Source organism: Janthinobacterium sp. TND4EL3, assembly GCF_900156175.1.
Classification (GTDB): Bacteria; Pseudomonadota; Gammaproteobacteria; order Burkholderiales; family Burkholderiaceae_D; genus Janthinobacterium.
This window is the reverse complement of record NZ_FTMV01000020.1, coordinates 64,471-79,641: the sequence shown is the minus strand read 5'-3', so window position 1 is coordinate 79,641 and position 15,171 is coordinate 64,471. Positions and strand designations below refer to the sequence as shown.

The following is a 15,171-nucleotide window of genomic DNA, read 5'->3' as shown; positions in this document are numbered from 1 at the left end:
TGCGCAAGTAATACCACTTAATAACCACTTGCGCAAAAACCCAAATCCAATACAATACCAAAACAAGCATGAAACGAAGGCAGCTTTTCCGGTGACCGCCAAGATGCGCCACCACGGTGCCACAATACGTATGCCATCATCACAATGAAGACCGGAGGAGTTGCAGCATGGAGCAGGGTTTGCGCGAGAAAGTAGGACAGTTGTTCATGGTGGGCTTCGACGCCCTGCAGGCGGACGAGCATATCAAGACCTTGATACGCAACAAAAAGGTGGGCGGCGTGATTTTGTTCCGCCGCAATGTGCACACGCCGGCGCAAGTGTCGGCCCTGTGCCGCGAACTGCAGGAAATCAACGCGGAAGTGTCCGACACGCCGCTGCTGATCTCGATCGACCAGGAAGGCGGCATGGTCATGCGCATCGAGCAGGGCGTCACGCCGATTCCCGCCGCGATGGCCTTCCAGGCGGCCGGCTCCGTGGAAGACTGCGAACGCATGAACCAGATCAGCGGCGATGAAATGCGCCAGATCGGCATCAACATGCTGCTCGCGCCCGTGCTGGACGTGAACAACAACCGCAACAACCCCGTCATCGGCGTGCGCGCGTATGGCGAGGACGCCGCCACCGTCATCGACTATGGCATGGCCGCCATGCGCGGCCAGCGCGCCAGCGGCCTGGCCGTCACCGCCAAGCACTTCCCCGGCCACGGCGACACGGCCATCGACACACATTACGCCATGGCCCTCGTCCCGCACGACAAGGAACGCTTGCGCGCCGTGGAGCTGGCGCCCTTCCGCGCGGCGATTGCCGGCGGCGTGGACGCCATCATGACGGCGCACGTGGTCTTCCCCGCCTTCGAGGCCGACACCAGCGTGCCGGCGACGCTCTCGAAAGGCGTGCTGACGGACCTGCTGCGCGGCGAAATGCAATACAAGGGCGTGGTCATCACCGACTGCCTGGAAATGGCCGCCATTGCCGACGGCATCGGCATCGCCCGCGGCGCCATCGCCACCCTGCAGGCGGGCGCCGACATCGTCCTCATCTCGCACCGCGAAGCGCAGCAGACGGCCGCCATCGACGCCGTGATCGCCGCCGTGGAGCGCGGCGACATTGCCATGGCGCGCATCGACGAAGCCTGTGCCCGCGTGGCGGAACTCAAGCGCAACCGCGCCGTGCGCGACTGGCGCGAGCGTCCTGTCGCCCCGCCGGCGCTGATGCAGCCGGCCGCCATGGCCCTGTCGCAGCTGCTGCAAAAAGCGGCACTGCGCGTGCAGGGCGACTACCGCCCGCTCGACGCGGGCCTGCCCGTGACCCTGCTGACGGTGGAAGTGCGCTCGCGCAGCGAAATCGACGAAGTGGCCCTGGGCCGCAACAAGGAAGCGCGCAGCTCGATGCTGCCGGCGCTGCTCGAAGCGGGCCTGGACGTGCGCGAATATGCCTTGTCGGCCGAAGCGCTGGACGAGGAAGTGGCGGCCGCCATTGATTTTGCGCAAGGCGCGCAGCAGATCGTGCTGCAAACGTATAACGCCATGTTCGTCGACGGCCAGCGCCGCCTCGTCAAAGCCCTGCCGCACGATAAACTGTGGCTGGTGGCGGGCCGTTTGCCCTACGACCTGGACCTGGCGCCCGAGGCGCAAGGCCGACTGGCCGCCTTCGGCTGCCGCCCGGCCGCGCTCGTGCCCGTGGTGGAAAAACTGGCCGGCAAGGCCTAAGCGCAGTACCGGCGTAAAAAAACCCGCAGCAGCGGGTTTTTTTCGTTCAGGGCCGCGTAACGGGCGGCACGGGCGGCACGGGCGGCAGGGCCGCCACCGCCAGCAAGGCAAACGGCCCGAGCAGCAGGCCGATGCCGAACCAGAGTCCCCCGTGGCGGCCGCGCCGGCTGGCCAGCAGCCAGGTGGCGACGGCAAACAGAAACATGAAGATCAACAGTATCGCCATTGCCACTCCTTGCCATGCGGAAAGCCCAGTGTAGCCCACGGACGCATCCGTGGCTACACTGAAATACAGGCTTTAGCGATGTACCTGCATCAGGATCACGCGCTTGCTGCTGCCGTCGGCTGGCGGCGTGGCGGACGGCGGCGGCGGGCTGTCGCAGGAACCGCAGGAACCGCAGCCGCTGCCGCAGCCGGGCGCCACCCTGAAGAAGGTCGACATCTTCGCCTCATCGAGGCCGCAGCGCACGAGGCCCCGCACGATGGCGCGGCGCACGCCCGCCGGCAGGTATTTGGTCGAAAAATGCAGCAGCGCGGCTGCAACGATCAGGGCGACGATGAGGGTTTGCCACATGGTGTGCTCCTAGGCGCCGAACAGCAGGGCGACGCGGTAAGTGATGAATGAGGCGGCGTAGGCCAGCGCGAACATGTAGCCGGCCATCAGCAGCGGATAGCGCCAGCCGCCCGTCTCGCGCTTCACCACGGACAGGGTCGACAGGCACTGCGGCGCGAACACATACCAGGCCAGCAGCGACAGCGCCGTGGCCAGCGACCACGAATGGGCGATCAGCGGTTCCAGCGTGGACGCCAGCGCATCGCCCGTTTGCGACAGCGCATACACGGTGCCCAGCGCGCCGACGGCCACTTCGCGCGCCGCCATGCCCGGCACCAGCGCGATGCAGATCTGCCAGTTGAACCCGATGGGCGCAAAGATCACTTCCAGGCCGCGGCCCAGGATGCCGGCCAGGCTGTAGTAGATGGGCGGATGGATGGCGTTGTCCGGCGGGCCGGGGAAGGTGCTGAGGAACCACAGGATGATCATCAGGCTCAGGATGATGGTACCGACGCGCGTGAGGAAGATCTTCGCGCGCTCCCACAGGCTGACGGCCAGGTTGCGCAGGTGCGGCCAGTGGTAGGCCGGCAGTTCCAGCAGCAGCGGCTGGTTGCCGCGCACGCCCATGCTGCGCTTCATGACCCAGGCCACGGCCATGGCCGAGATGATGCCGGCGAAGTACAGCACGAACAGCACCAGGCCTTGCAGGCTCAGATAGCCCCACACCTGGCGCTGCGGGATGAAGGCGGCGATGATCAGCGCGTACACGGGCAGGCGCGCCGAACACGTCATCAGCGGCGCGATCATGATGGTCACCAGGCGGTCGCGCGGATTCTGGATGGTGCGCGCCGCCATCACGCCGGGAATGGCGCAGGCAAAGCTCGACAGCAGCGGGATGAAGGCGCGGCCCGACAGGCCCACGCCGCCCATCAGGCGGTCCAGCAAAAAGGCCGCGCGCGGCAGGTAGCCGCAGTCTTCCAGGCTCAGGATGAAGAAGAACAGGATCAGGATTTGCGGCAGGAACACCAGCACGCTGCCGACGCCGCCGATGATGCCTTCCACCAGCAGGCTTTTCAGGTGGCCGTCAGGCATGTTCGCCGTCAGCACGGCGCCCAGGTGGCCCACGCCATCGGTGATCATTTCCATCGGCGTGGCGGCCCAGGCAAACACGGCCTGGAAGATCAGGAACATCAGCACGGCCAGGATGATCGGGCCGAAGACGGGGTGCAGCACCACGTCGTCGATCTTTTCCGTCAGGTTGCCCGTGTCGCTGGCGTCATTGCTGGCGGCGGCCAGGATGCGGCGCACTTCGCGCTGGGTTTCTTCGACGCTGACGGCGTCGATGGCCGCCAGCGGCTTGGCCTCGACTGCCGGCAGCGGCAGCATGGCGTCGATGGCATTGAGCAAGGCTTTTTCGCCATCGTGCTGCACGGCGACGGTTTCCACCACGGGCATGCCCAGCTCGGCCGACAGCCTGGCCGTGTCGATGACCATGCCGCGCTTGCGCGCCACGTCCGTCATGTTCAGCGCCAGCAGCATGGGCAGGCCCAGGCGCTTGACTTCCAGCACCAGGCGCAGGTTCAGGCGCAAATTGGTGGCGTCGACGACGCAGATGATGGCGTCCGGCCGCGGCTCGCCGCGGCGCAGGCCGCCCACCACGTCGCGCGTGATGGCTTCATCGGGCGTGGTGGCCGACAGGCTGTAGGCGCCCGGCAGGTCGAGCAGGCGCACGGGTTTGCCGGCGGGCGAAGTGAAATGGCCTTCCTTGCGCTCGATGGTCACGCCGGCGTAGTTCGCCACTTTCTGGCGCGCCCCCGTCAGACGGTTGAACAGGGCCGTCTTGCCGCAGTTCGGATTGCCCAGCAAGGCGATTTGTGGCTGGTGCGGCGGCTTGTGCGCGCCCGCTTCCACGATAGTTTCTACGGCACCCATAATTATTCCGGTTGAAGCAGCGGTTGAATCGTGATCAGTGCCGCTTCGAAGCGGCGCAGTGCGAACGTGGCGTTACCGACCTTGATGGCCAGGGGGTCGCCGCCGGGAAGGCCGCGCTTGAGCATGCGCAGTCGTTCGCCGGGAACGAAGCCCAGCTCCATCAGCCGGCGGGCCAGGTCGACGCCGTCCTCCGTCTGTCCGGCCGTGTGGGGCGTGATATGCAACACCGTGCCGCTCTGGCCGACTGCCAGCGCATCGAGCGTCATCAGGGGTGGAACTAGAGTCATGAGCAAATTCCGTTCAAATTAAGAACACCGGGGACAGCCTGCTGCGCATGGCGCATGTCCTGGGTGTTGTGAGGTAAAACGCAACTGTTGCGCATTACCGACAAGCGGCCTTTCGATCTATCCGGACGGCGACCGTCCGAGACAATACCAGCATTATAAACATGAATGCGAATTGTTTTTATTTGGCCCGGAGAGCCGCCCCTGTCAAGGGCCGTACCATGCGTATGCACAACACCACAGCCCGCTTGCGGGCGCACCGCGCCAGCCCGCCTGCAGCCGCACGTTTCATCAAAATCGCTTGCATTGTCCTGCACTTTGCGCGACAATGAAACGTAATGATAATGATTCTCATTAAAACACTAGCAACAATGCTTCGCAGCACTAGTGTCTTTTCATCATCCAGCCAGAAGGTGTATCAATGATTGTATGTGTCTGCAACAACATATCTGATCGTGAAATCCGTCAAGCCGTCGATCTTGGCCTGTCCAGCATGGCCGAACTGCGCCGCGACCTGGGCGTGGCCACCTGCTGCGGCAAATGCCACACCTGCGCACGGGAAGTGCTGAACGATCACCTGAGCGCCACCGTGGTGCTGCAAGAAACCGTATTGATGCGAGCTGTACTGACCAACTAAAGAAAGCGATGAACGCCATGACGATGATGCCCCCGCCCGTAACGGTGCAGGCCGTGCAGCAATTTGCCGACTTCGACAAGAAGCGCAACAAATTCGCGCCGCTGATGGCCATCGTCGTGCTGCATATCGCCGGCTTTTACGCCATCCAGAGCGGCTTGCTGAGCCGCGTCGTCACGGCGGCCATGCCGACCATCACCACCATCAGCATCATCGCCCCGCCGGCGCCGCCGAAACCGCCGGCGCCGTCCGTGCCGAAGACCGTGGAACTGAGCGCCCCCGTGCCGCGCGCCGTGATCCCGCCGCTGCCGCTGATCGCCGTGGCGCCGACCGAACCGACGATCACGCCGCCGCAGGCGACACGCGCCGAGGCGGCGCCCGTGGCCACCGCCGCGCCGACGGCGCCAGCGGCACCATCGCCGACCCCGCCGGCCCCATCGACGCCGCGCACCGTCAGCAGCGTCGAATACATCAAGGCGCCGCAACTGATCTACCCGAACCTGTCGCGCCGCCTGGGCGAAAGCGGCACCGTGGTGCTGCGCATCCTGATCAATGAAAAGGGCTTGCCCGAGCAAATCCTGATCCAGAAATCGACGGGCTACACGAATCTCGATGAAGCGGGCCGCCAGGCCGCCCAGCGCGCACTGTTCAAGCCCATGATCGAGAATGGCAAACCCGTGCCCGTCTACGTTTTGGTACCGCTGACCTTCCAGCTGAGCTAGCCATCGGCGGCCACGGCGCCGCTGCCAGCCCGCAAGCACCGCACCGTGTGCCCTGCTTGCTTTTGTGCGCCCTGTCTTCTTTACCAGTCAAGCAACAGCTTGTTTCAGTCTGCCAGCCTACATCCCCGGGCCAGGCAGACTTTTTTTTGCCTGCGCATTTGCGCGACCGCACCGCGTAGCGCACAGGGCAAGGCGCGACGGCGAAGACAGTACGAATGTACGGCGAGCCTGAGCAACGCCGCCATGCGCGTTTCCCGTTACATCTCCGCCCACATCCGCAGCAGGTTGTGATAATGCCCCGTCAGCCCCACGGTCGCCGGCGAATCGCCGTGCTCGCCGCGCACGCTCTGGATGTTTTGATCAAGCTCAAACAGCATGCTGCGCTTCCAGTCCTCGCGCACCATGCTTTGCGTCCACAGGAAGGAACAGATGCGCTCGCCGCTGGTGACGGGCAGCACCTGATGCACGCTGCTCGACGGATACACGATCACATCGCCGGCCGGCAGTTTCACTTCATGCGTGCCATACGCATCGACCACCACCAGTTCGCCGCCCTCGTACTCGTCCGGCTCGCTGAGGAACACGGTCGACGAGACGTCGGCGCGCATCGACTGCATGCCGTTTTTCGGCGTGCGGATGGCGCCGTCGATGTGCAGGCCATAGTGCTGGCCGCCCGCATAGCTGTTGAAGAAGGGCGGCAGGATGCGCAGCGGCAGCACGGCCGCAAAAAACAGCGGGTTGGCCATCAGCGCGCGGCTGACGATCTCGCCCAGCTCCAGCGCCAGCGGCGAACCTTCGGCCAGCTGGCGGTTGCGCTTGACCTGCGCCCCCTGCGCGCCCACGCTGGCGCGCCCGTCGACCCAGTCCGTCTGCGCCAGGCGCTGGCGAAACTGCGTCACCTGTTCCGGCGTCAGCACGCCGGGTATATGCAGCATCATCTTGCTATCCTTTTCCGTAAAAATCGCTGACTGATTATCGCACTGCCATTGCCCGGCCAGAATAGCCAAAAGCAAGAATGGCGCAAACATGTCCACCGTTTCCATGCCGCCGCGCCAGTGCGCGGGCCGCACACAAACGGCGCCATGAACGCGAATGAGAATGGCCTTCATTTTCCTTAACAAATAAAAAACGGAAAAGTGGAGGGATCCACTTGAGAATGGGTTTTATTCGCACGATTTTTGCGTTAAATAGACGGCAAAATGCCGTTTAGCACCCGAAATCGCCGACATTTTGCGCTATCATGCGGGCATAGCGAAACCGGCAAGCTGCGCGCCACCAGGCAGCCTTTGCGCCACCCGGCCGTGGCCGTCAGCAGCCTCCGGTATCATCATCGAACGCGACACAGAACAAAGGAATTCCCATGAAGGGCGATAAAGAAGTCATCCGCTTGCTCAACGCACAGCTCACCAACGAACTGTCCGCCATCAACCAGTATTTCCTGCATGCCCGCATGTACAAGCACTGGGGCCTGGAAAAGCTGGGCAAGAAGGAATACGAAGAGTCGATCGGCGAAATGAAACACGCCGACAAGCTGATCGACCGCATCCTGATGCTCGACGGCCTGCCTAACCTGCAAGCGCTGCACAAGCTGCTGATCGGCGAGAACACGCCGGAAATGCTGGCTTGCGACCTGAAACTGGAACGCGCCGCGCACGCCACCGTCAAGGAAGGCATCGCCACCTGCGAAAAAGCGGGCGACTACGTCTCGCGCGACCTGTTCCTGATGATCCTGGAAGACACGGAAGAGCATATCGACTGGCTGGAAACGCAGATCGACCTGATCGACAAGGTCGGCATCCAGAACTACCTGCAAAGCCAGATGGCCGTTGAGGAGTGATGACACCTGATAAAACCTGCTGCGCGTCGGCATAGGCGGCCTGCGACGGTTTTATCAGGCGTCGTAACCCTGGTGGTGAAATAAAAAAACCGGCAACTGCCGGTTTTTTTACGTCCGCGCCTTATTGCGGCACGGTGTCCTTGAACGATGGCCGCTCGGACAGCTTGTCGAACAGGCGCGCCAGCGCCGGGTGATCGGCGCGCCAGTCGATTTCCGGGAAGCGGAAGCTGAGCCAGCCCAGGGTACAGCCCACGGCCACGTCGGCCAGGGTGTAGCTCTTGCCGGCGCAATAGGCGCTCTCGCCCAGGCGCGCTTCCAGCGCCGCCAGGCCCAGCGTGACCTTGTCCAGCTGGCGCGCGATCCAGGCCGCGCTTTGCTGCTCGGGCGGACGCTGCGTGCGCTCCAGGCGCACCAGCACGCCCGCGTCGAGGATGCCGTCGGCCAGCGCTTCCCAGTTCTTGATATCGGCCCGCTCGCGGCCATTGCCGCCGGCCGGCAGCAGCTTGCAGACGGGCGTGAGCGTGTCGAGGTATTCGACGATGACTTTCGAATCGATGAGCGTGCTGCCATCTTCCATCACCAGGCAGGGCACCTTGCCCAGCGGGTTGGCCTGGGCGATGCGGGTTTCCGGCACCCACACGTTTTCCAGCTCGAAGACATAGTCGAGCTTTTTTTCCGCCAGTACGATACGGGCTTTGCGGACATACGGGCTGGCGAGGGAGCCGATCAGTTTCATAGGTACTTTAAGGTAAAGGAGCAGCAAGCAGTATAGCATCGGCGGGCGCCGCCTTTTGGCAGCGCGCGCCCGGCCCACCGCCCAGTGTGGCAGGCATGCCGCATCGGGGCCGGATTCGGCCAGATTGCGGTACGCCGGCGCCCGATGGACGGCTGGCAAGCCCCCAGCGGTGGTAAAATCGCCCTTTACTGTGGCGCCGTCAGTGTTGCTGTATTGCAATAGCCCTGCCCTCCCCGCGCGCCACGCGCCAACCGTTTCTTTAACTTGCGTCCGCTCTCATGACTTCTACTACTCCGTATTCCACGCTGTCGGCCCTGTCTCCGCTCGATGGCCGCTACGCCAGCAAGACCGATCTGCTGCGCCCGATCCTGTCCGAAGCCGGTTTCATGCACCACCGCGTGAAAGTGGAAATCTCCTGGCTGCAAGCGCTGTCGCAAGCCGGTTTCGCCGAAATCAAGCCTTTCTCGGCAGAAGCGACCGCCCTGCTCGACAAGATGGCGGCCGACTTCTCGGAAGCCGACGCGGCCCGCATCAAGGCCATCGAAGCGGTCACCAACCATGACGTCAAGGCCGTCGAATACTGGCTGAAGGAACAAGTGGCGGACGTGCCGGAACTGGTGGCGGCCTCGGAATTCATCCATTTCGCCTGCACCTCGGAAGACATCAACAACACCTCGCACGGCATGATGCTCAAGGCCGCCCGCGACGGCGTGATGCTGCCGGCATTGAACGGCCTGGTGGCCAAGCTGACGCAGATCGCGCACGACAATGCGGACGTGCCGATGCTGTCGCGCACGCACGGCCAGACGGCCAGCCCGACCACCCTGGGCAAGGAATTTGCCAACGTCGTGGCCCGTTTGCAGCGCGCCGTGAAACGCATCGCACAAGTGGAAATCCTCGGCAAGATGAATGGCGCCGTCGGCAATTACAACGCCCACCTGTCGGCCTACCCCGGCTTCGACTGGCCGGCATTCTCGCAGGCCGTCATCGAACAGCGCCTGGGCCTGGTCTTCAATCCGTACACCATCCAGATCGAACCGCACGACTACATGGCCGAACTGTTCGACGCCTTCGCGCGCGCCAACACGATCCTGCTGGACCTGAACCGCGACATCTGGACGTATGTCTCGCTGGGCTACTTCAAGCAAAAGCTGAAAGCGGGCGAGATCGGCTCGTCGACCATGCCGCACAAGGTCAACCCGATCGACTTCGAAAACTCGGAAGGCAACCTGGGCCTGGCCAATGCCGTCTTGAAACATTTGTCGGAAAAACTGCCCGTCTCGCGCATGCAGCGCGATTTGACGGATTCGACCGTGCTGCGCAACATCGGCGTGGGCCTCGGTTACACCCTGCTGGCGTATGACAGCTGCCTGCGCGGCCTGAACAAGCTGGAAGTGAACCACGCGCGCCTGGCGCAAGACCTGGACGCCACCTGGGAAGTGCTGGCCGAGCCCGTACAAACCGTGATGCGCCGCTATGGCATCGAAAACCCGTACGAGCAGCTGAAAGAGCTGACGCGCGGCAAAGGCATCTCGAAGGAAGCGCTGCAGGAATTCGTCAACGGCCTGGCCATTCCGCAGGACGCCAAGGATGTCTTGCTGACGATGACGCCGGGCAACTACATCGGTATCGCGGCGCAACTGGCCAAAGCCATCTAAGCAGTTTCCACACGGGGATCATCCGATCCCGCTCCCGCGGGGCGGCCAGCACACAAATGCTGCCCGCCCCGCAGTTTTTCCCGCACGCTTTCTTGTAGAATCTGCAGCACGCAGCGCAATTTGCTTTTCTTTGGTACATTAGGCTGAATTAGTCCTAATACGTACTACATTCAAGAAAGCCGCCGATGCAACGCTACACCACCACCGCCATCATCCTGCACTGGCTGACCGCCCTGCTGATCATCAGCGCCTTTGTCATGGGCCTGGTCATGACGGACATTCCCGGCCTGACGCCCACCAAGCTCAAGTATTTCTCCTGGCACAAATGGCTGGGCGTGACCGTGCTGGCCATCGCCGCCATCCGCTTGCTGTGGCGCAAGGCCAACGTGCCGCCGCCGCACCCGGCCAGCATGGTTGCCTGGCAAAAAAAGGCGGCCGACGCCATGCACGTGCTGCTGTACATCCTGATCTTCGCCGTGCCCATCTCCGGCTACCTGTACACCCTGGCCGCCGGCGTGCCGGTGGTCTACCTGGGCCTGTTCCAACTGCCTGTCATCATGGCGCCGAACCCGGAGCTTAAGCCGCTCTTAAAAGAAATTCATTATGTTCTGAACATGACGATGGCCGCCGCCGTGGCCGCCCATGTGCTGGCGGCGCTGAAGCACCAGTTCATCGACCGCGATGGCGTGCTTAAGCGCATGCTGCCCTAAGAACGTCGAACCAAACCTACTGCGCGTCGCGATTTGCGGCCTGCGATGCTCACTGCCTCGGCGGCCCCGTGCCAAGCACAGTTCCGCTTCTCGGACCAACGGGGGCGCCGAGCCGCACTTCCGCTCGCTACGGTTTTGTCCGGCGTTCCAAGTCCGCCTCAATCTGCTTTGCTCACTGAAACACAGGAAAAACAAGATGAAAACCACCCAACGCATCGTCCTCGCTTCCCTGCTGGGCCTATCCGTGGCCGCCACCGCCGCCACCCTGCTGAAAGTCGATTCCGCCAAGACCAGCGTGTCGGCCGTCTTCAAGCAAATGAACGTGCCCGTGGAAGCGAAATTCAAGAAATTCAATATCGCCATCGATTACAACCCGGCAACGCCGGACGCCTCGAAGGCGTCGGTGGAGATCGAGACGGCCAGCATCGATATCGGCGACCCGGAATACAACAAGGAAGTGGCCAAGAAGGAATGGTTCAACTCGGCCCAGTTCCCGAAAGCCACCTTTGTCTCGAGCAGCATCAAGGCCGCCGGTGCGGGCAAGCTGACGGTCACCGGCAAGCTGAGCATCAAAGGCAAGACCACGGACGTGACCTTCCCCCTGACGGTGAAGGCCGATGGCGGCAAATACGCGTTTGACGGCACCCTGCCCATCAAGCGCCTGACCTACAACATCGGCGAAGGCGAGTGGAAGGACACGAGCATGGTTGCCGACGAGGTCACAATTAAATTCCACGTCGCTGCTCAGTAACACCTGAGAAAACGTCCATGGCTGCGTTGCTCTTGCCTGGTTTTCCACCTTGTGCTTTTCGGACCGCACCAGGCAAGGCGCCTTGCCCTGAACGTTTTTCAGGCGTTACCAAAAACAACCCCACAACCTGTTCAACTTTAGGATCTGCATGAAATTTTCGCACTTGATGATCGCCATGCTGGCAGCCGCCGGCGCGGGTTCGGCCATGGCCGCTACCGACACCTACAACCTCGACCCGACGCACACCTTCCCCAGCTTTGAAGCCGATCACATGGGCCTGTCCGTGTGGCGTGGCAAGTTCAACAAGTCCAAGGGCACCGTGACCCTGGACCGCGCCGCCAAGAGCGGCAGCCTGGACCTGGTCATCGATGCCGATTCGATCGATTTCGGCCTGGACGCCATGAATACGCACGCGAAAAAAGCGGACATGTTCAACGTCGAAAAATTTCCGCAAATCACTTACAAGAGCAAGTCGTTCAAGTTCAACGGCGAGCAGCTGGTGGAAGTCGATGGCGAACTGACCCTGCTGGGCGTGACCAAGCCCGTCAAGCTGAACGTGAGCAAATTCAAGTGCATCATGCACCCGCGCTACAAGCGTGAAGTGTGCGGCGCCGATGCCAGCGCGGAATTCAAGCGCAGCGACTTTGGCCTGACCTACGGCATGCCGGCGTTCTCGCCGGAAGTCAAGCTGGCCATCCAGGTGGAAGCGATCAAGGCCGACTAAGCACGACCTTGCCACATGACAAGCCCGCCTCGCTGCCCGCAGCCAGGCGGGCTTTTTCATGCCAGAAAGCATGTCGACTTTTCACTGGACTTTTCTATCGTGCGGCATCAGTATCAATTTTCCATGATGTTTTTCTGACATGGCACTACTACTCATCCATCGCGCGGAGGATTACATGAATTTCATTATCTGGATTGTTATTGGCGGCGTCATCGGCTGGCTGGCCAGCATGGTCATGAAAACCAATGCGCAACAAGGCATCTTCCTCAATATCGTCGTCGGCATCGTCGGCGCCTTCCTCGGCGGCTGGCTGCTGGCGCCACTGTTCGGCACGGGCACCATCAATAGTGACAATTTCAGCCTGTCTTCGCTGCTCGTCTCGTTCCTGGGCGCCGTGATCCTGCTGGGCATCGTGAATCTTTTGCGCCGAGGCAAAATACGCTAGGCGGGCAAAACAGCCGCCCATCCGCAAATGGCCGGGCCGCACACGCACCCGGCCATTCTTCTTGCCACCAAGACAATTGTCTGGACAATACCACAGTCGCTGGCACGGAAAAATGCGCCCTGGCAGCCCGGTTTGCCCTGCACCGTGGCATAAAATATTTCCCTAAATGCATCACTCCCCAGCATACCCTGAGGAAAATGTCATTGACTAGTCACAGTTCGATACGGATACTCTAGGTCGCCCGCTGAGAAAACCACTGGGTACGCAGCTGATTCCGACTTCCCTACATGAAAAAGAACAGAACTCGAATGAAAAAATCTCTAATCGCGCTCGCCATCCTGAGCAACTTCGCACACGCCGATGAAGGCATGTGGATGCCCCAACAGCTGCCACAAGTAGCCAAGGAACTGAAGGCAGCCGGACTGAAACTCGATCCGACCACCCTGACCAAACTGACCGAATTCCCGATGGGCGCCATCGTCAGCCTGGGCGGTTGCTCGGCCTCGTTCGTCTCGCCGCAAGGCCTGGTTGCGACCAATCACCATTGCGTCTACAACAGCGTGGCGGTCAATTCCACCAAGGAGCGCGATTTGCTGGCCAACGGTTTCCTGGCCAAGACGTTCGCTGAAGAACTGCCGGCCGCCCCAGGCAGCCGCATCTTCGTCACCTCGGCCGTGACCAATGTCAGCGACAAGATCATCACCGCCGACGTGGCCAAGCTGCAAGGCAAGGCGCGCATCGACGCGATCGAGAAAAACCAGAAGAAACTGGTCGCCGAATGCGAAAAAGAAGCCGGTTTCCGCTGCACCGTGTCGAGCTACTACGGCGGCCTGGAGTTCTACCTGATCAAGCAACTGGAAATCCGCGACGTGCGCCTGGTACACGCGCCTCCGGCCGGCGTCGGTAAATTCGGCGGCGACACCGACAACTGGATGTGGCCGCGCCACACGGGCGACTACGGTTTCTACCGCGCCTATGTCAGCCGCGACGGCAAAGCTGCCGACTTCAGCAAGGACAACGTGCCATACCAGCCAAAACACGTGCTGAAACTGGCCAAGGATGGCTTGAAGGAAGGCGATTTCGTCATGGCGCTGGGCTACCCTGGCCGCACCAACCGTCACCGCCTGCCATCGGAAGTGGCCTTCACGTTTGACTGGAACTACCCGGCCTTCGTGAAAGCGTCGGGCGAAACCCTGGCCATCATCGCGCGCGAAACCAAGGACAACAAGGATGTTGCCCTGAAGTACGCGGGCCAGGTGGCTGGCGTGAACAATTACTACAAGAACCGCCAAGGCATGCTGGACTCCTACGCCGGCAGCGACTTCCTGGCGCGCAAGACGGCCGAACACGCCGCCCTGAAAACCTGGGTCAACGCCACGCCAGCACGCAAGGCGGAATTTGCCGGCGACATCGAGCAAGTGGAAAAGCTGATCGCCGAGCGCGACGCCGACACCAAGCGCGATTTCTTCCTGGGCTACGCCCAGCCACGCCTGCTGAACACGGCACGCAGCCTGTACCGCCTGTCCAACGAAGGCACCAAGGCCGATACGGAACGCAAGTCCGGCTACCAGACGCGCGACTTGCCACGCCTGGAAGCGGGCATCACCTCGGTCGAGCGCACCTACGATGAAAAAGTCGACAAGGCGCTGGTACTGAACAGCCTGACCAAGTACGCCGCGCAACCGGCAGCACAGCGCCGCGCCAGCTTCGACGCCGCCATCGGCATCAAGGATGGCATGTCGCAAGCGGACCTGGCCGCCGCCCTGGACAAACTGTATGCCGGCAGCAAGCTGGGCGACAAGGCCGAGCGCGCAGCATGGCTGAAACGCACGCCAGCCGAATTCCAGGCCAGCAAGGACAGCTTCATCCAGGCCGCCGTCGCCATGTACCCGGATTCGTTGAAAAACGAAGCGGAAGACGAAGAACTGGCAGGCAAGATCCAGCAAGCCTACGCCAACTACATGAAAGCCAAGATCGCCTTCATGAAGAGCAAGGGCCAAGCCGTCTATCCTGACGCCAACAGCACCCTGCGCGTGACCTTCGGCAAAGTTGCCGGCCGTGACCATGGCGCCGACGGCACCACCTGGACCGCTTTCACCACCGTCAATGGCATTGTCGCCAAAGCCACGGGCGAAGGCGAGTTCAATGCACCAGCGAAACAACTGGCCGCGATCAAAGCCAAGGACTTCGGCAAATTTGTCGATCCGAAGCTGAAAACCGTGCCGGTCGACTACCTGGCCACCCTGGACATCACCGGCGGCAACTCCGGTTCGGCTGCCCTGAATTCGAAAGGTGAATTCATCGGCCTGGCCTTCGACGGCACCTTGGACTCGATCATTTCCGATTGGGACTACAACAAGGCCAACACCCGTTCGATCCAGGTCGACCTGCGCTACATGCTGTGGAACATGAAACACATCGACCACGCGGACAACCTGCTGAAAGAAATGGGCGCCGAGTAATTCGCGGATAACAA

16 protein-coding genes are annotated in these 15,171 nt (G+C 62.0%); 10 read left to right on the top strand and 6 right to left on the bottom strand.

The window, feature by feature from the left end; genetic code table 11:
* The first annotated feature begins 167 nt into the window (after positions 1-167).
* On the top strand, positions 168-1,709 hold the full coding sequence (gene nagZ, locus BXA07_RS24975) for a beta-N-acetylhexosaminidase (RefSeq protein ID WP_076571913.1): 1,542 nt from the start codon (positions 168-170) through the stop codon (positions 1,707-1,709).
* A 46-nt stretch (positions 1,710-1,755) separates the two neighbouring features.
* Here nagZ and BXA07_RS24970 read toward each other — a convergent pair whose 3' ends face one another.
* The 4 genes from BXA07_RS24970 to BXA07_RS24955 form a co-directional block, all read right to left on the bottom strand.
* Complete coding sequence (locus tag BXA07_RS24970; protein ID WP_076571911.1) at positions 1,756-1,935, bottom strand: hypothetical protein; 180 nt, start codon at positions 1,933-1,935, stop codon at positions 1,756-1,758.
* 72 nt (positions 1,936-2,007) lie between these two features.
* On the bottom strand, positions 2,008-2,283 hold the full coding sequence (locus BXA07_RS24965; protein ID WP_076571909.1) for a DUF6587 family protein: 276 nt from the start codon (positions 2,281-2,283) through the stop codon (positions 2,008-2,010).
* A gap of 9 nt (positions 2,284-2,292) precedes the next feature.
* Complete coding sequence (locus BXA07_RS24960) at positions 2,293-4,194, bottom strand: ferrous iron transporter B (protein ID WP_076571907.1); 1,902 nt, start codon at positions 4,192-4,194, stop codon at positions 2,293-2,295.
* Between the two features lie 2 nt (positions 4,195-4,196).
* Complete coding sequence (locus BXA07_RS24955; protein ID WP_076571905.1) at positions 4,197-4,481, bottom strand: FeoA family protein; 285 nt, start codon at positions 4,479-4,481, stop codon at positions 4,197-4,199.
* A 418-nt stretch (positions 4,482-4,899) separates the two neighbouring features.
* Between BXA07_RS24955 and BXA07_RS24950 the strand changes: the two genes are divergently transcribed.
* Entirely contained in the window at positions 4,900-5,115 is a 216-nt protein-coding gene (locus tag BXA07_RS24950; RefSeq protein ID WP_071075208.1) for a (2Fe-2S)-binding protein, read from the top strand.
* Between the two features lie 17 nt (positions 5,116-5,132).
* Positions 5,133-5,834 (top strand): energy transducer TonB, encoded by a 702-nt coding sequence (locus BXA07_RS24945; protein WP_083708522.1) that lies wholly within the window; start codon positions 5,133-5,135, stop codon positions 5,832-5,834.
* Positions 5,835-6,091: 257 nt separating this feature from the next.
* Here the strand turns inward: BXA07_RS24945 and BXA07_RS24940 are convergent, their stop codons facing one another.
* The gene (locus tag BXA07_RS24940) at positions 6,092-6,772 is read right to left on the bottom strand and encodes a Fe2+-dependent dioxygenase (RefSeq protein ID WP_076571954.1); all 681 of its coding nucleotides are present in this window, start codon (positions 6,770-6,772) and stop codon (positions 6,092-6,094) included.
* A gap of 422 nt (positions 6,773-7,194) precedes the next feature.
* On the opposite strand from BXA07_RS24940, the gene bfr reads away from it, so the two are divergent.
* The gene (gene bfr, locus BXA07_RS24935) at positions 7,195-7,671 is read left to right on the top strand and encodes a bacterioferritin (protein WP_076571901.1); all 477 of its coding nucleotides are present in this window, start codon (positions 7,195-7,197) and stop codon (positions 7,669-7,671) included.
* Positions 7,672-7,792: 121 nt separating this feature from the next.
* Here bfr and BXA07_RS24930 read toward each other — a convergent pair whose 3' ends face one another.
* Positions 7,793-8,407, bottom strand: coding sequence for a glutathione S-transferase N-terminal domain-containing protein (locus BXA07_RS24930; RefSeq protein WP_076571899.1), 615 nt, complete (start codon positions 8,405-8,407; stop codon positions 7,793-7,795).
* A 278-nt stretch (positions 8,408-8,685) separates the two neighbouring features.
* Here BXA07_RS24930 and purB point away from each other — a divergent pair, with 278 nt between their 5' ends.
* The 6 genes from purB (at position 8,686) to BXA07_RS24900 (ending at position 15,157) form a co-directional block, all read left to right on the top strand.
* Positions 8,686-10,065, top strand: a complete 1,380-nt coding sequence (gene purB / locus BXA07_RS24925) for an adenylosuccinate lyase (protein WP_076571897.1) — start codon at positions 8,686-8,688, stop codon at positions 10,063-10,065.
* Between the two features lie 185 nt (positions 10,066-10,250).
* The gene (locus BXA07_RS24920) at positions 10,251-10,775 is read left to right on the top strand and encodes a cytochrome b (RefSeq protein WP_070311507.1); all 525 of its coding nucleotides are present in this window, start codon (positions 10,251-10,253) and stop codon (positions 10,773-10,775) included.
* 196 nt (positions 10,776-10,971) lie between these two features.
* Positions 10,972-11,526: a YceI family protein gene (locus BXA07_RS24915; protein WP_076571896.1), complete on the top strand. Its 555-nt coding sequence runs from the start codon at positions 10,972-10,974 to the stop codon at positions 11,524-11,526.
* 148 nt (positions 11,527-11,674) lie between these two features.
* The gene (locus tag BXA07_RS24910; protein WP_076571894.1) at positions 11,675-12,250 is read left to right on the top strand and encodes a YceI family protein; all 576 of its coding nucleotides are present in this window, start codon (positions 11,675-11,677) and stop codon (positions 12,248-12,250) included.
* A gap of 175 nt (positions 12,251-12,425) precedes the next feature.
* Positions 12,426-12,695 carry a GlsB/YeaQ/YmgE family stress response membrane protein gene (locus BXA07_RS24905; protein ID WP_076571892.1) on the top strand — a complete coding sequence of 90 codons (270 nt, stop codon included), beginning with the start codon at positions 12,426-12,428 and terminating at the stop codon, positions 12,693-12,695.
* Between the two features lie 308 nt (positions 12,696-13,003).
* Positions 13,004-15,157 carry a S46 family peptidase gene (locus BXA07_RS24900; protein WP_076571891.1) on the top strand — a complete coding sequence of 718 codons (2,154 nt, stop codon included), beginning with the start codon at positions 13,004-13,006 and terminating at the stop codon, positions 15,155-15,157.
* Positions 15,158-15,171 lie beyond the last annotated feature (14 nt).